The sequence below is a fragment of the Mesorhizobium sp. NZP2077 genome (genome assembly GCF_013170805.1).
GTDB lineage: Bacteria > Pseudomonadota > Alphaproteobacteria > Rhizobiales > Rhizobiaceae > Mesorhizobium.
In genome coordinates, this window is record NZ_CP051293.1 from 2,715,659 (window position 1) to 2,730,004 (window position 14,346).

13 protein-coding genes are annotated in these 14,346 nt (G+C 63.7%); 5 read left to right on the plus strand and 8 right to left on the minus strand.

Translation table 11 applies throughout. The features are described from left to right. Nucleotides 1–22: 22 nt before the first annotated feature. The 5 genes from HGP13_RS13325 to HGP13_RS13345 all read right to left on the minus strand — a co-directional run bounded on the left by HGP13_RS13325 (nt 23) and on the right by HGP13_RS13345 (nt 6,983). Nucleotides 23–850 (minus strand): phosphogluconate dehydrogenase C-terminal domain-containing protein, encoded by an 828-nt coding sequence (locus tag HGP13_RS13325; protein ID WP_172225856.1) that lies wholly within the window; start codon nt 848–850, stop codon nt 23–25. A 110-nt stretch (nt 851–960) separates the two neighbouring features. Next, entirely contained in the window at nt 961–1,986 is a 1,026-nt protein-coding gene (locus HGP13_RS13330) for an ABC transporter permease (protein WP_172225858.1), read from the minus strand. After that, nucleotides 1,983–4,466: an ATP-binding cassette domain-containing protein gene (locus HGP13_RS13335; protein WP_172225860.1), complete on the minus strand. Its 2,484-nt coding sequence runs from the start codon at nt 4,464–4,466 to the stop codon at nt 1,983–1,985. Before HGP13_RS13335 ends, HGP13_RS13330 begins: the two co-directional genes overlap by 4 nt. A 74-nt stretch (nt 4,467–4,540) precedes the next feature. Continuing rightward, nucleotides 4,541–5,563, minus strand: coding sequence for an ABC transporter substrate-binding protein (locus HGP13_RS13340; RefSeq protein ID WP_172225862.1), 1,023 nt, complete (start codon nt 5,561–5,563; stop codon nt 4,541–4,543). A 529-nt stretch (nt 5,564–6,092) separates the two neighbouring features. Beyond that, the gene (locus tag HGP13_RS13345; RefSeq protein WP_172225864.1) at nt 6,093–6,983 is read right to left on the minus strand and encodes a LysR substrate-binding domain-containing protein; all 891 of its coding nucleotides are present in this window, start codon (nt 6,981–6,983) and stop codon (nt 6,093–6,095) included. Between the two features lie 121 nt (nt 6,984–7,104). Between HGP13_RS13345 and HGP13_RS13350 the strand changes: the two genes are divergently transcribed. From HGP13_RS13350 to HGP13_RS13375, 5 genes are all read left to right on the plus strand, one after another. After that, nucleotides 7,105–7,773 carry an SDR family oxidoreductase gene (locus HGP13_RS13350; protein ID WP_172225866.1) on the plus strand — a complete coding sequence of 223 codons (669 nt, stop codon included), beginning with the start codon at nt 7,105–7,107 and terminating at the stop codon, nt 7,771–7,773. A 368-nt stretch (nt 7,774–8,141) separates the two neighbouring features. Continuing rightward, nucleotides 8,142–8,462, plus strand: coding sequence for a hypothetical protein (locus tag HGP13_RS38740; RefSeq protein ID WP_172225870.1), 321 nt, complete (start codon nt 8,142–8,144; stop codon nt 8,460–8,462). Between the two features lie 40 nt (nt 8,463–8,502). After that, nucleotides 8,503–9,366, plus strand: coding sequence for an NmrA/HSCARG family protein (locus HGP13_RS13365; RefSeq protein ID WP_172225872.1), 864 nt, complete (start codon nt 8,503–8,505; stop codon nt 9,364–9,366). 37 nt (nt 9,367–9,403) lie between these two features. Then, nucleotides 9,404–9,880, plus strand: a complete 477-nt coding sequence (locus tag HGP13_RS13370; protein ID WP_172225875.1) for an AtaL-like protein — start codon at nt 9,404–9,406, stop codon at nt 9,878–9,880. 42 nt (nt 9,881–9,922) lie between these two features. Further along, the gene (locus HGP13_RS13375; RefSeq protein WP_172225878.1) at nt 9,923–10,990 is read left to right on the plus strand and encodes an alkene reductase; all 1,068 of its coding nucleotides are present in this window, start codon (nt 9,923–9,925) and stop codon (nt 10,988–10,990) included. Nucleotides 10,991–11,179: 189 nt separating this feature from the next. Here the strand turns inward: HGP13_RS13375 and HGP13_RS13380 are convergent, their stop codons facing one another. The 3 genes from HGP13_RS13380 to HGP13_RS13390 all read right to left on the minus strand — a co-directional run bounded on the left by HGP13_RS13380 (nt 11,180) and on the right by HGP13_RS13390 (nt 14,157). Beyond that, a complete protein-coding gene (locus HGP13_RS13380; protein ID WP_246707449.1) occupies nt 11,180–12,184 on the minus strand; it encodes a LacI family DNA-binding transcriptional regulator in 1,005 nt (334 codons plus the stop codon). A 148-nt stretch (nt 12,185–12,332) separates the two neighbouring features. Further along, nucleotides 12,333–13,346 (minus strand): zinc-dependent alcohol dehydrogenase family protein, encoded by a 1,014-nt coding sequence (locus HGP13_RS13385; protein ID WP_172225885.1) that lies wholly within the window; start codon nt 13,344–13,346, stop codon nt 12,333–12,335. A gap of 40 nt (nt 13,347–13,386) precedes the next feature. Beyond that, nucleotides 13,387–14,157, minus strand: a complete 771-nt coding sequence (locus HGP13_RS13390) for an L-iditol 2-dehydrogenase (RefSeq protein WP_172225888.1) — start codon at nt 14,155–14,157, stop codon at nt 13,387–13,389. Between the last annotated feature and the right edge of the window lie 189 nt (nt 14,158–14,346).

Sequence of the window (14,346 nt, forward strand, 5' to 3'; positions counted from 1 at the left end):
GAGGAGGGAAGACGGAGCCGCTTCAAGTGATGCGCTGGATGCTGGCGGCGATCTCTTCCGGTTCGAAGACCCGCTTCCAGTCGTCGCGCATCAGCACCGGCTTGCCGAATTCGATGGCCTTGTTGCAGGCATCGGAGAACACGCCCTTGGTCTCGCCGAAGATGACGGCCCCGAGCACATTCATATGGCCGAGCAGGAAATCGAGTGCGGCCTGCCGGTCGACGCCACGCGCCACGACCTCTTCGAGGGCTTCCTTCATGACGACGAGCAGCGAAGCGCACACCGTCTCCGAAAGGCCAGGCTCGAGCAGCGCCATGTGCTCGACCGTGACGCGGTGCGAGCGCATCACCGGTGCCCAGATGATCTGGGCGATCTTCTCGCCCTTGGCGTAGTCCTCCTCCGGCCCTTGCATCAGCGCGCTGACGAAATGCTGCTTGGCTTTGACGCCGCCGAAAAAGTCCTTCTTGGCGGCCATGTCGGTCTCGTCGTTGAAGATCGGCGGATGGCAGGGATGGGTGACGAAATAGGTAAGATCGGGACGATCAGGCAGATGCCCGGCAAAGGGTGCCGCCGCGTCGAGCACCACCACCATCGTGCCTGGCGCCAGCTTGCTTTCGATGCTCGCCGCCACCTTGCCGATATGCGTGTCGGGAACGGCAAGGATCACGACATCGGCGCCGTCGAGTGCGGCGTCGGCGCTGACCGTGTCAAAGCCCAGGCCCGACTTCAGCCGCTCGCGACCGGCTTCGCTGACCTCGACATGGCGTATCGTGTAGGGCGATCCGCGAAAATTGGTCGACAGGCGGTAGCCCATTTTCCCGCCAGCCCCGAACAGCGCAATCGTCGTCATGTATCCGTTACTCCCGATCTCAAACGATGGCCGCGCCGATCGTCATGTTATTAACTGGTATAATCACTCTACCATGATTTGGCGATTTGAACAGTGCCCCGCTGACAGTCTCATGCCGGCTGGTCTCCGGCCGGCAGCGCAGAATCGTCGCCGCCGCGTGCCGGCTCGACCGGTGCTCGCCGCGTCATAGCCTGTCGTCCGGCAAGCGCGAGAACGAAGATGACGACGATGCCTTGCACGATGTCCTGGACGCCCGGAGGCAGGCCGATGATCTGCATCGTGGTGACGATCAGGATCAAAAGGATGCTGGCGAACAGGGTGCCGACAGCGGTTGCCGCGCCGCCGAAGATCAGCGTTCCGCCGAGCACCACCGCGGCGATCGACTGCAGGAGGTAGGGCTGGCCCATTTCGAGGAAGGCGCCGCCGATATAGGCGCCGAGCAGCAGGCCATCGAGCGAGGCCAGCACCGACGAGATGATGAAGGCCGCGGCGATCACCCGGCCGTTGTTGATGGCGGCGAGCCGGGCGGCCGCGCGGTTCTGGCCGACCGCCGACAGCAGCTGCCCGAACACAGTGTAGCGCAGCACGAAGGAGGCGGCCATCACGCCAAGAATGGCAATGATGGCCATGATCGGAACACCCGAAATGCGGCCCGTCGCCAGACCCTTCAGCGCCGGGCTGACGGCAAAGCCGGAAATTGCCTTGTTCGACAGCAGCGTCGCGGTCGCCAGCACATAGCCGGTCGCGAGCGTCGCGATGATCGCCGGAATACCGAGGCCGACGACGAGCAGTGAATTGAGCAGCCCGACCGCGAGGCCGAGCAGGAGGGCAGCGGCGACGCCAATCGCAAGGTTGGCATCCTGGCCCTTGATGGTGAGCAGCGCGACGAAGGCGCTGAGCGTGATCACCGAAGCGACGGAGAGGTCGATGTTGCCGCGCCCCGTCGTCACCACGAGCATCTGGCCGATGCCGACGACCGTCAGGAACGAGGCCGACAAGATGATGCCCGACAGGCTGGAGAGGCTGAAGCGGTTGGTGACCACCGAAAGCACCAGCCAGAGCAGGAGCACGCCGATCGCCGCCCAGATCCAGCGGTTCCTCTGCGCCCAGAACGTGAAGGCGGACAGCGCGTTCATTGTTCGCTCCTGCGGTCGGCGGTCAGGCTGCGCAGTGTCAAGAGCGCGATCAGGATCAGGCCTTGCGTCGCGGCGTTGAAGTCGCTGCTGACATTGAGCGTTCCAAGCAGCGCGCCGATCAGCGACAGCGTCACCGCGCCGGCGATGGCGCCGACCGGCGAGACGATGCCGCCGAGCAGCGAGCAGCCGCCCATCACCACGGCGGCGACGCTGAGCAGCGTGAACGAATTGCCGGAATTGATGTCGCTCGCCGTGTTGATCGCCGTCAGCGACAGGCCGGCGGCCGCCGCGAACAGCCCGGCGATCAGATACCGCACCAGGGCATAGCGCGTCGGCGACCATCCCGAGCGGATCATGGCGACGGGGTTGTTGCCGAAGCCGCGCAGCACCACGCCAAGCGGCAGCCGGTCGATCACCAACACCACCAGGGCGACCGCCGCGATGAGGATGATCGATGTTGGCAGGAAGTCGAGCGACCAGCCGAACAGCGCCGTCAGCCATTCCGGACTGGCGCCGCCCGGCGTCGGCTGCAGCGCATAGCCCAGCCCCACCCAGATGAAGGACGCGCCGAGCGTGACGACGATGGCCGGGATTTTTCGCGCCTGGATAAGGCCACCGAGACCGGCATAGGCAACGACCGCGGCCAAAAGCGCCAGCGCGCCAAGGTATGGCTGATCGTAGAGCAGCGTGGCGCTGAGCACGCTGACCAGGCCGGCGAAGGCGCCGACGCCGAGATCGATTTCGCTGCCGCCGACGATGAACATCTGCGCCGCCGTCACCAGCACCAGCGACAGTGCCGGCATCAGCAGCAGATCGAGGCCGAAGATCGAGGCGACGGCGGGATTGGCCGAGATCATCACGGCGAGCACGGCGGCAAGGCCGATGAACGGCGCTGCATTGACCAGCTTGCGGCCGAGTCCGGCTGCGGCGGCATCCTTGTGGCCGGCGCCGGCCAGCCTGTCCGTCGGCTGGGTGAAAGAGGCGCCGACAACGGCCGATTCGGTGATCGCTTCGCCTGAGAGTTCCCGCACGATACGCCCGCCGGCAAAGACCAGCACGCGGTCGCAGGCCAGCAGTTCGGCGTCCTCGGTCGTGTGCCAGACAAGTGTCCGTCCGCTGCGCGCGATGTCGTTACAGAGCCGGTAGAAATCCTGCTTGGTGGCGATGTCGACGCCGCGCGTCGGATCATCGAGCAGGATGATCGGCGTGTCGGCGACGAGCGCGCGGGCAACCAGCGCCTTCTGCTGGTTGCCGCCGCTGAGCTCGGTGACATTGGAACCGAAGCGCCTTTCGTCGAGCCGCAACTTGCTGGCCGCGCCGGCGGCCGTGTCGCGGTTGCCGCGATCGGAAACCAGGCTGAGTGCCGGGCGGCGGGCCAGTGCGCCGATGCTGATGTTTCCAAGCACGCTCCACAGCGGGAACACGCCTTCCTTCTGCCGGTCTCCGGCGATGAAGCTGGCCTGCGCATGTCTCGTGACCGCCGCGCTCTGCTTGCGGTCGGGCCTGAAGATGGCGTGCAGCAGCTCCTTCTGGCCGCTCCCTTCGAGGCCCGCCAGCCCGACGATCTCGCCGCGCACAATGTCGATGTCGTGGCCGAGCTCTGCCGTCAGCGCGCCGGAGAGCCGCACCAGCACGTCCTGGGCCGAGGCAGCGGCGACGGCGTGCTGATGCACCGGATTGGCATCGCCGCCCATCAACTGCACCAACTTGCCGATCGAGGCGTCCGCGACGTGGCCCCGCCATGCGGTGCGTCCGTTGCGCAGCACCACGATCTCGGCGGCGATGTCGATGATCTCCTGCAGCTTGTGGCTGATGAAGATGAAGGCAAGCCCGGCCTGTGCCCGTTCACGGACGAAGGCGCGCAACTGTTTCGAGCGGTCGAGATCGAGCGAGGATGTCGGCTCGTCGAGCACGATCAGCTTGACGCCGGGCGTCGCCGCGGCGCGGGCGATCTCGACCATCTGCCGTTCGGCAATGGAGAGGTGGCCGACCTCGGCGTCGGCATCGATGGCGTTGCCGGGGAAAACCGCGTCCAGCGCCTCGCGAGCGCGAGCCCGATAGAGCGCGCGCCAGCCGGGCCGGCTGGCCGCGTCGCCGGGGGTTTCCAGAAAGAAGTTCTCGGCGACCGACAGGTTGGCGCAGAGCGACAGCTCCTGATGCACCATGCGGATGCCGCGCCGCTGCGCTTCGCCGGTGCCGTAGTCGCTGAAGTCAAGCTCCTCGCCGGCGAAGGAAATGGAGCCCAGCGTTGGCCACATCGCGCCGCACAGGATGCGCATCAACGTCGATTTTCCCGCGCCGTTGCCGCCGACCAGCCCGATCACGCAGCCGGCGGCGACGGAGAGGTCGATTCCGGCATTGGCGAGGGTCGGTCCAAAACTCTTGGTTATTCCGGTGAGCGTGACGACGCTTGGCCGGATAGGGGCGGCGCGCGCCGCGGCTGCGGCGCTGTCCTGTTCGGCAACGGCAAGCTGGGACATTCGTCCTCCGTTTCTTCGATCGCCAGCGTCGGGCGCAGCCTTGCGGCGGCGCCCGATCGGTAGAGCTGGTGGTGTTACTTGCTCAGCAGGTTCTGCTTCACCCAGTCCAGCGAGTAGCTCGGACTGATGATCTGGCCGCCCGGCAGCTTCGCATAGTCCTTGAGGTTGCTGGCATCGACCGTAGCCACCGGCATGATCATCAGCTTGGGCGCCTTGGCGCCCTTCAGCAGCGACAGGCCGAGCCAGAAGGCGGCGCCGCCGATGCCCGGCGTGGTGTTCATCGACACGGTCTGGTAGCCATTCTTGGCATTCTCGTCAGCCCACCATTTGACGAAGTCGGTGCCGCCGCCGCCCTCGATGATCGGCATCTTGCCGGCGTAGTCGCCGCCATATTGGACGAAGGCCTGCGCAATGCCGACGTCGTCGCTGCCACCCTGGCCGAGCACGGCGTCGACATGCGGCAGCGAGGGCAGCACGTTGGCGATCGCCGCCTGCGCCACCGAGGCGGTCGCCTGGCCATAGACGGTAGCAACCACCTTGATGTCAGGGTACTTCGCCAACACCGACTGCTGCGCGTTGAACATGTCGTTGTCGGGCGCCGAGCCCTTGACGCCGCGCACCTGCAGGACGTTGCCCTTGCCGCCGAGCATCTTGAAGACCGCTTCGGCCTGGGTGGCCTTGTAGCCCTTGAAGTCGAAATTAAGCTGGTAGTTGCAGGGCGCCGAGGCCACAGAATCGAAGGAGATGACGATGATGCCGGCCTTGCAGGCTTTTTCGATGATGCCGTTGACCGCTGTTTCCGAGGCGGCGTCGACAGCGAGCACGTCGACCTTCTTGAGGATCAGTTCTGCGATCTGGCTATTCTGCTGCGCGACGGAGCCGTCGCCGTTCATGACGATATAATCGGCGATCTGCCCGGCGGCCTTGGCTTCCTTGGCCGAGGCTTCGAATGCTTCCACCATCTGATGCCGCCAGGTGTTGCCGTAATAGGCGTTGGCGAGCGCGATGACCGGCGCGTCCGAAGACGCCATTGCCGGCATCACCGTAGCGCCCACCATCGCAGCGCCGGCGAGCGCCGCCACAGTTGCAAATCTCATGGTATTTCCTCCCAAAAACACGATCGGCTTGGCTGCCACACTTGAGCAAAGCGCAACCCGTTGGGACACGCTATGTCAGGTACATATTATACCAGCATACCAAATAGGCAAGCGCTTTGCTGGCTACGCGGGTCGCCGGCTGAGCAAGCGTGGGCCCACCAATCCCGTTGAATTGGCATGTCGTCTGGTTCCGACAGCCCCGGACCCCGAGGGTTAGGTCGAGACTTCCAAGCCTCCATGCGAACCGTCCGCTATCGCCATCCCGAAATCGCGGAGCTGCCAGTCGCTTTCGTGCCGATCAAGGGCTGTTTCTAGCCGTCTGAAAGGAGCCGGACTTACTTGGTGAACTGAAATGACGACGTGCCATGTCACGACCGCTTTATTCTCACCCACTTGCCCACGTGACGAACAATCTCGGATGGCCCCTTGAAGTCGGGAAGGAAGGAGGTGATTTGTCGGATCGGATATACCCAATAGCCGCCGGTCGTGCGGAAAACGGTCGTTTCCGGGCACAAACACTGCTCTCACCTTATTTGCCGATATAAGCCGCCAGTTCGTCAGGCGTCCCCATTGGGAAGGCCTCCTTGAGATAGTTCAGAAACGCTGACACCCGAGCGCTCAGGAGCCGCTTGGACGGGTAGAGCGTCCAAAGGACAATGTCAGGTCCGTCGACCTCGCCCCATTCTACCAGCGTGCCGTCTGCGAGATCGTGGCTCACGAGCGACAAAGGTAGGCGGCCGGCGCCAACGCCGGCTCGCACCGCGTCCCGGACCATGACAAGGGATGTTAGCGCCAGAACGGGCTCGATCATAATTTGGGTCGGGCCGGTGGCGGTCATCACTTGCCAGGTCAGTCGATCGCTCGCCGATCGTACGACGGCGAGCGCTGTCGTGTTCCCCGTCGGCCGGGCGAGACCCGGGCTAGCGGCGACCACCAGTCGATCGTGCAGGAACGCCCGCCCGACAAGGGTCTCATCCGGATTCGGGTTTACTCGGATCACCAGATCAAACCCCTCCTCGATCATATCCACAGCGCGGTCTTCCGTGGAGACCTCAAGCCGGACTTCCGGGTACTTCAGCGCAAAACCGGCGGCGATCTTGCCCATTGCGGTTTGAGAAAAAAGCAATGGTGCACTTATCCGCAGTTTGCCTCGCGGCTTCTGTCCGCCCGAGGCAATCGCTGCAGCGGTTTCGTCCAGTTCGGTCAGCAAATGGCCTGCCCGTTCGTAGAGCGCCCGCCCTTCCTCGGTCAGTTTGAGTGTCCGCGCGCCACGCTCGACAAGTCGCAATCCCAGGCCAGCCTCAAGTTCTGCCACCCGTCGCGACAAAGTCGCCTTGGGGCGAGTGGCGGCCCGTGCTGCACGGCCGAAGCCGCCGTGGCGGGCCACGAGCACGAAATCCGCGAGAGCCAGCAAATCCATCTGTTCCACCAATGGGACGTTGTGTCCAATATTAGCGTCTATCGCATCGTCTGTGAACCACTCATATTCACGACAACAACCTACCCAACTGCAAACGTCTCACCCAACGAGGAACAAAGCCATGACCAAGTCCACAAACGACAAACCCCACGCCCCGCAGACCAAAATATTGGTTTTGGGGGCGACGGGGCCGACTGGCCGTCTCATCGTCAGCCAGGCATTGGCACTCGGATATGAGGTGACGGCACTGGTCCGATCCCCCAAAAAAGCGGCGGAGATGAAGGGCGTTCGGCTTGTTGTCGGCGACGCCCGCGATGAGAAGACCCTACGCCAGGCCGTCAGCGGGCAGGATGCCGTCATCAGTGCCCTGGGCACTCCGGCCAGCCCGTTCAAGCAGGTGACGCTGCTCTCGACCGCGACCCGCGCGCTCGTCAAGGCAATGAAGACGGAACGCATCTCGCGCCTGATCACCATCACCGGGATGGGCGCGGGCGACAGCGCCGGCCATGGCGGGTTCCTGTTCGATAACGTGATTTTCCCGCTGCTCCTGCGCAACGTCTATGCGGACAAGAACCGGCAGGAAGCCGTCATCCGTGAGTCCGATCTCGATTGGACTATCATCCGGCCATCCGTTTTGAACAAAAAGGCGGGACGCGGCAATGTCCGCACTCTAACCGATCTGTCCGGCCTCCATGGCGGGACCATCTCGCGGGAAGACGTTGCGAAATTTGTCCTCGACCAGGTGCATAGCGACGCCTGGCGGCATCGTTCGCCACTGATTACGTGGTGAAGCCCGTCACGCCCCATCGTCAAACCAGCGGCGGTTGCCGGCAACCCGTTGGCGCATAAAGTCGACGAGGGCTCGTGCAGCCGGGCTGCGTTCCTTGCCGACAGGCTAGACTGACATCGACGGCTGGACCGCTCCAGTCGGGCAGAACGCGAACGAGATTGCCGGCCTCGATCTCAGGCGCGGCCATATATCTCGCCGTAGCGGCGATCCCAGCCCTGTTCAGCACCATGCGATCTATTGCTTTGGGATCGTTGGCGGTGAGCCGAGCGGACCGGTGCAACCTATGAAGCCACTTCTCGAGTGAGCGCGTCCGCGGCCGCTGGCGCCATTGCGGATCTGACGGCTACGCTCGAGGCGAAGATCCTGCGATGTCCGCGAAGCTCGAAACAATGCTGGAGCGTGTCGATGTCGTAGCGACCGTCCATCGGCGGACCTGTCAGTCGAATGACATGCAGCGTTTCGACGTCTCCGCTTTCGCCGGAGATCTCGTGAGCGACGTCATCGGTATCAGCGGGCGCACGGACGCTACCCTGGTCGCCATGTTCCCTGCCAATTCTTGCCATCCCGGAAGCCGGATCCGCAGCACTCGACGCTGCCGCTTCATTCCTCCGACCAAGGCTCCTATCGTTCCACCAGTGAGACGGTACGTCTATATCTGTCATCTATTGGGTATGAATTTGGGCCGTTAGATTGTTACCAGACTTAAACAACCAACCAGGAGTAGCCTCTATGACCATCCTCGTAACTGGCGCGACCGGCAATGTAGGCCGCAACGTTGTCGAACAACTAGTGAACCGTGGCGCCGACGTGCGCGTTCTGGTTCGCGACCCGTCCAAGGCCAATTTCCCGGCCGGCGTCGAAGTCGCCCAAGGCGACCTGCTCGACGTCGACGCGCTGCGTAGCGCCTTCTCGGGCGTGTCCACGCTGTTCCTGCTGAACGGGGTAGTGGCCGACGAATATACCCAGGCGCTCGTCGCCTTGGCCGTTGCTCGCGAAGGCGGCATCGAGCGGATTGTCTATCTCTCGGTGATCCACAGCGACATCTACGTGAACGTGCCGCACTTCGCGGGCAAGTTCGGCGTCGAGCGGATGATCGAGCAGATGGGCCTCAACGCCACCATCCTGCGCCCGGCCTACTTCATGGACAACGACATCACCGTCAAGGACGTGATCACCGCCTACGGCATCTACCCCATGCCGATCGGCAGCAAGGGCCTTGCCATGATCGACGCCCGCGACGTTGGCGAGATCGCTGCGATCGAGCTTATCCGCCGCGAGCGGTCGTCCACGCCGCTCCCGCTCAACCGCATCAACCTGGTCGGCCCGGATACGCTGACGGGCGCCGATGCCGCGGCGATCTGGACGGACGTCCTCGGCCGCCCGATCGCCTACCCCGGCGATGACACCGCGGGATTTGAGCAGAACCTGCGACAGTTCATGCCGAGCTGGATGGCGCTCGACATGCGGCTGATGGCCGAGCGCTTCTTGACCGACGGCATGGTCCCGGACGCCGGCGATGTCGATCGGCTGACCACTCTGCTGGGCCGCCCGCTGCGCTCGTACCGCGACTACGCCGCTCAGATCGCTGCCTGAGCGCTGCTGTCCACAACGCCCAATCAAGGAACAGACTATGGTCTACTCAACCGCAACCGTTCCGGTGAACCCCGCCGGCGAGACCACACTCACGCGCGAACAGGTCTGGAAGGGCCTTGAGCTGAAGGCGCGTGACGCGCGCCTGTTCCTCCCGCCCGGCCTCTGCACGCGCTGCGACGTCGTGGAAGAGAGCGCGACCCACTTCGTGCGCGAAGCCACGATCGCCGGCGCCGAGCTCCGCGAAATCATCACCCTTGAGCCGCAAGGCAAGATCACCTTCTTGCAGGCGACCGGCCCACGCGAAGGCGCGATCATCAACGAGCTGTTCGAGGATGATGCCGGCGAGCTGCAGCTCAAGTTCTATTGCTACATCGGTCTTCGCGGCAAGGAGCCGAATGGCCCCGAGGAGCAGGCTGAGCAGACGCAGTTCGATAGCGAGGAGAAGGGTTACAAATCCGCCCTGCTGTCGACGCTGAAACGCACCCGCGAGCTGCTTGCCGCAGGCAGACTCTGATCCTCAGCCCCCTCAACAAATCCAACAACCACGAGAAAACACATGACCTATGTCTGGTCCACTTTCAAACTCGGCAACCTGCAACTGCCGCATCGCCTCGCCATGGCGCCGATGACCCGAAGCCGGGCTAAGCCTGACGGAACACCCGGTGATCTGGCTCCCGAGTATTACGCACAGCGCGCCACGATGGGTCTTCTGATCACCGAGGGCACCCAGCCGTCCGAAGACGGGCAGGGGTATCTGGCCACGCCCGGGATCTACAACGACAATCACGTGGCAGGGTGGCGGAAAGTTGCCGACGCCGTCCATGAGGCGGGCGGTCGTCTGTTCATCCAGCTCATGCATGTCGGCCGCAGATCCCATCCGGAAAACACGCCGCACCATCGCCAGCCTGTTGCGCCTTCGGCGATTGCCTCCGGTGAAAACATGTTCACGGTTAAAGGCATGCTGCCGGTTCCGGAACCGCGCGAGCTCACAACCGCTGAAGTTCGGCAGACCATCGCCGATTTCGCAAACGCCGCCAAGCGCTCGATCGAAGCGGGGGCCGACGGCGTCGAAGTTCACGGCGCGAACGGGTATCTGGTGCACCAGTTTCTTGCGCCGAACGCGAACAAGCGCACCGACGAATTCGGTGGTTCTCTTGAGAACCGCGCACGGTTCGCGATTGAGGTGGTTCAAGCGATCGTCGATGCGGTCGGAGCCGACAAGACGGCGATCCGGCTGTCGCCGGGACTACCTACGGGCAGCATCGCCGAAGGCAACGCGAACGACGATCTCTACCGTTACCTGGCGGCCGAGTTTCATAAGATCGGGATTGCCTATCTGCATATCCTCCATATCGGCAATGAAGCGCTCTTGGCGGACATCCGGGAGGCTTTCGGCGGGGTCTTGATCGTCAATCGGCCGGGCCGCTCGCGCGAGCAGGTCGGGGCCGATGTTGCCGCCGGGGTTGCCGACATGGAAGCTCTAGGCGCCATGGCGCTTGCGAACCCGGATCTGGTCACACGTCTCAAAGAGGGCGCGCCATTGAACGAGCCGCGGCCGGCACTGTTCTATGCCGGGGGCGGGGCTGAAGGCTACATCGACTATCCCGCTCTTTATCCCGCCTGATTTCACGACGCGGGCGAGACGCAAACTCGCCCGCGTCCGCAACGATTTTAATACGCCCTCCGGGCCCACAATGCCGGCTGGCTGAAATCATCTGGGAAAGCTCTCCGCCTCAGAGCGCCGGCGCCCTCTGGAGATCACCATGCGGTTGATTTCACCAGACCGGGCGCCCGGTGCGCATTCCGTGCAAATTCAGGCCGAGCTTCGCAGCATCAGTTCGGCGTTGAGCAGAATGCGCCCGCTTTCGCGTTTCGCCGCCTTTTCATCCAGCCGCGCCAGCAGCAGCTCGATGGCCATTCGACCGATCTCGTTGTAGTTCTGCGCGACCGTCGTGATCGGAGGGCAGGCGTAGCGCGACAATGGATGGTCGTCGTGTCCGGCAACCCGCAGGTCGCAATCCGCGCCATGGCCGACCTTCAGGCCGAGCTGGAACGCGGCGCCGATCACGCCGAAGGCAACACGGTCGTTGGCGCAAAGCACCGTCTTCGTCGGGAACCCTTGCGCCTGCAGGATGCGAAGCGCTTCGTCAAAGCCGAATTTTTCGAAATCCCATGATCTGATGTCGGCGACGGGCACGATTTCTGGCGCCATCTTGAACTGCTGCATGGCCTCGACATAGGCGTCCTGGCGTGCCGAGGCGTTGTTGTTGACGAGCGGCATGGCGAAGTAGCAGGGGGGCTCGCCAGACCTGCAGAGATAGTCGACGATGAGCCTGAAGCTCTGCCTGTTGTCGGTGCCGACGAACGAGGAGGTCTCATCAAGCGGCGAGTCGACATAGATCAGCGGGATGCTCGATCCGAGTTCGGCCAGGATCCTGTGGTGCGACTGCACGCCGAGCGGCGCGATGATGGCGCCGGCGATGTTCATCGATCGGAAGGTCTGGATCGCCTGGTCTTCCATTTCGGGGCGACCGTCGGAGGAGAGCACGAACGCCAGGAAGCCGGCTTCATTGGCGATCGTCTCGATGCGGCGCGTCAGCGCCATGTAGAACGGATCCGTCGAATTCGGGATGATGACGCCCAGTATGTTGCTGCGGCGGCGATTGAGATTGACGGCGAACATGCTCGGTCGGAAGTCGGACTTCTTCAGCGCGGCCTCGATCGCGCTGCGGGTGTTTTGCCTCACCGAACCGGGATCGTTGAAATATTTGGAAACCGTCGTGCGGGACAGACCGACAAAGGCGGAAAAATCCTCCATCGTTCTTATCGTCTTCGCCATCCATGGCCCCCTGTTTGAACCCGCCGTCTCGACCTTCTACTTGAGTCACCTATTTGCGCAAAGCCGGAGGGTTTTTCTCCCGGGTGCGCAAACGATCGGCCAGCAAGCGGAAGCCGCATGGCCCGGTCTAGGCTTGCGCGGAGAACTGCACCTTCATCGTCGTTGGGTCGCCGCTGCTCTTGGCAAAGAACGGCAGCAATTGCGACAGCGGCAACTGATGGCTGACAAGCCGCGCCATCGTGCCGTCGTCGCGTTTGAGGATATCGAGCGCCTGCGGGATGTTGCGGTTCAACGAATGCGAACCGGCCAGCTTGATCTGCCGGCGGAAGATTTCGAACGGCGCGACCGAGATCCTGGCATCGGGCGCGCAGACGCCGAAGACCAGTGCCGTGCCGCCATCGGCGGTGAAGCCGATCATGCCTTCGACCACCTTGGCGACGCCGGTGGCGTCGGCGACGAAATCGAAGCCGCGCGCCCGCGCCGACAGTGCCTGCGATCCGGACATCAACGGTTCCAGCCCGAGCGCCTCGGCGAAGGCCAGGCGCTGTTCGCTGATGTCGGCGACCGCCACGCTTGCCACGCCCTTGGCCCTGAGCGACAGCGCCAGAAGCAGGCCGATCGGCCCGGCGCCGAAGACCAGCGCATTGCCGGGTATGCTCTTGCCGGCCTCGACGCCTGCGGCACCGAGCCCGTTGAGGACACAGGCGAGCGGCTCGGCAAGGGCCGCCGTATCGAAGGCAAGATCGCCGATGCCATGCAGATGGTCGACGGCAACCACGCTGAATTCGGCGAAGCCGCCATTTTCGGTGACGCCGTAGGCCTTCAGGCTGGCGCACAGATTGGTCAGGCCTTTCCGGCAGGCGGCGCAGTGGCCGCACGGTATGTTGGGATCGACGGCAACCCTGTCGCCCGGCTTGACGGTGGTGACATCGTCGACGACCGCCTCGACCGTGCCGGCATATTCGTGGCCGGGGACCAGGGGAAACGCACCTTCGCCGTAGCGGCCATGCAGCACCTCGATGTCGGTATGGCAAAGGCCGGCGGCGCGGACGCGCACCAAAGCGTGTCCAGGCTTGACCTTTGGCAACTCCAGATCCGCCATGCCGGCGACGCCCGCAGCGGTAAATCGGATGGCCTTCATTGCAGTCTCCCTTGTCCTGGCAGCTAAGGCTTGGCGCGCGTCAGCTCATCCAGTTGCCGCCATCGACATTATAGGTTTGCGCCAAGATGTAGTCGCTGTCGGACGAGGCGAGGAACACTGCAAGCCCGGCAATATCCTCGGGGTTGGCGAAGCGGCCGATCGGCACGGACTTGGCCACCGCCGCCTTCTTCTCACCGGGATTCAGGCCCTCCCAGCGGGCGAAGTGAGCGTCGACGACCTCCCAGTGTTCGCCGTCGACGACGCCGGGCGCGATGGCGTTGACGTTGATGCCATGCTTGACCAGCGCTAGTGCCGCCGACTGCGTGGCCGAGATGATCGCTGCCTTGGAGGCGCAATAAAGCGTCACCAGCGCCTCGCCGCGGCGGCCGGCCTGGCTTGCCATGTTGATGATCTTGCCGCCGCGACCGCGCTTGATCATCAGATTGGCCACCGCCTTCATCATGAACAGCGGCCCCTTGAGATTGATGTCGAAGACCTTGTCGTAGCTCGCTTCGGTGATGTCGGTGATCGGTGCCATGTCGAAGATGGCGGCGTTGTTGACAAGGATATCGATGCCGCCGGACGTGCGGTCGACTTCCGCCGCCACCTTCTCGATCGCATCGAGGTCGGTGACATCGAGTTTGACGGCGCTGGCCGCCGAGCCGATCGCGGCGGCGGCCCGCGTCGCGCGGTCGATATCGATATCGGCAATCACCACGTTGGCGCCTTCGCGCACGAAAGCTTGCGCGAAGCCGAGGCCAATGCCGCGCGCGCCGCCGGTGATCAGGGCCGTCTTGCTCTTCAGTTTCATATTCGGTTCCAGCCTTTCGCGACTGTTAGAAACGACATTTGGTCGAAACGATATTTGGCGCCTGCCGGCGGATGCGTGGCGGCGTCTTCTCAGGCAATTCCTGTGGGAAAACCGTTACACGCTTTTCGCCAGATTGCTGCGAGGAACGCACGGACCTGCCGATTGCTCACACAATTCCGGGGAAAACCG

Coding starts and splice junctions, on each gene's coding strand:
- HGP13_RS13325 (WP_172225856.1), bottom strand. CDS start 850: ATGACGACGATTGCGCTGTTCGGGGCTGGCGGGAAAATGGGCTACCGC.
- HGP13_RS13330 (WP_172225858.1), bottom strand. CDS start 1,986: ATGAACGCGCTGTCCGCCTTCACGTTCTGGGCGCAGAGGAACCGCTGG.
- HGP13_RS13335 (WP_172225860.1), bottom strand. CDS start 4,466: ATGTCCCAGCTTGCCGTTGCCGAACAGGACAGCGCCGCAGCCGCGGCG.
- HGP13_RS13340 (WP_172225862.1), bottom strand. CDS start 5,563: ATGAGATTTGCAACTGTGGCGGCGCTCGCCGGCGCTGCGATGGTGGGC.
- HGP13_RS13345 (WP_172225864.1), bottom strand. CDS start 6,983: ATGGATTTGCTGGCTCTCGCGGATTTCGTGCTCGTGGCCCGCCACGGC.
- HGP13_RS13350 (WP_172225866.1), top strand. CDS start 7,105: ATGACCAAGTCCACAAACGACAAACCCCACGCCCCGCAGACCAAAATA.
- HGP13_RS38740 (WP_172225870.1), top strand. CDS start 8,142: ATGTCCGCGAAGCTCGAAACAATGCTGGAGCGTGTCGATGTCGTAGCG.
- HGP13_RS13365 (WP_172225872.1), top strand. CDS start 8,503: ATGACCATCCTCGTAACTGGCGCGACCGGCAATGTAGGCCGCAACGTT.
- HGP13_RS13370 (WP_172225875.1), top strand. CDS start 9,404: ATGGTCTACTCAACCGCAACCGTTCCGGTGAACCCCGCCGGCGAGACC.
- HGP13_RS13375 (WP_172225878.1), top strand. CDS start 9,923: ATGACCTATGTCTGGTCCACTTTCAAACTCGGCAACCTGCAACTGCCG.
- HGP13_RS13380 (WP_246707449.1), bottom strand. CDS start 12,184: ATGGAGGATTTTTCCGCCTTTGTCGGTCTGTCCCGCACGACGGTTTCC.
- HGP13_RS13385 (WP_172225885.1), bottom strand. CDS start 13,346: ATGAAGGCCATCCGATTTACCGCTGCGGGCGTCGCCGGCATGGCGGAT.
- HGP13_RS13390 (WP_172225888.1), bottom strand. CDS start 14,157: ATGAAACTGAAGAGCAAGACGGCCCTGATCACCGGCGGCGCGCGCGGC.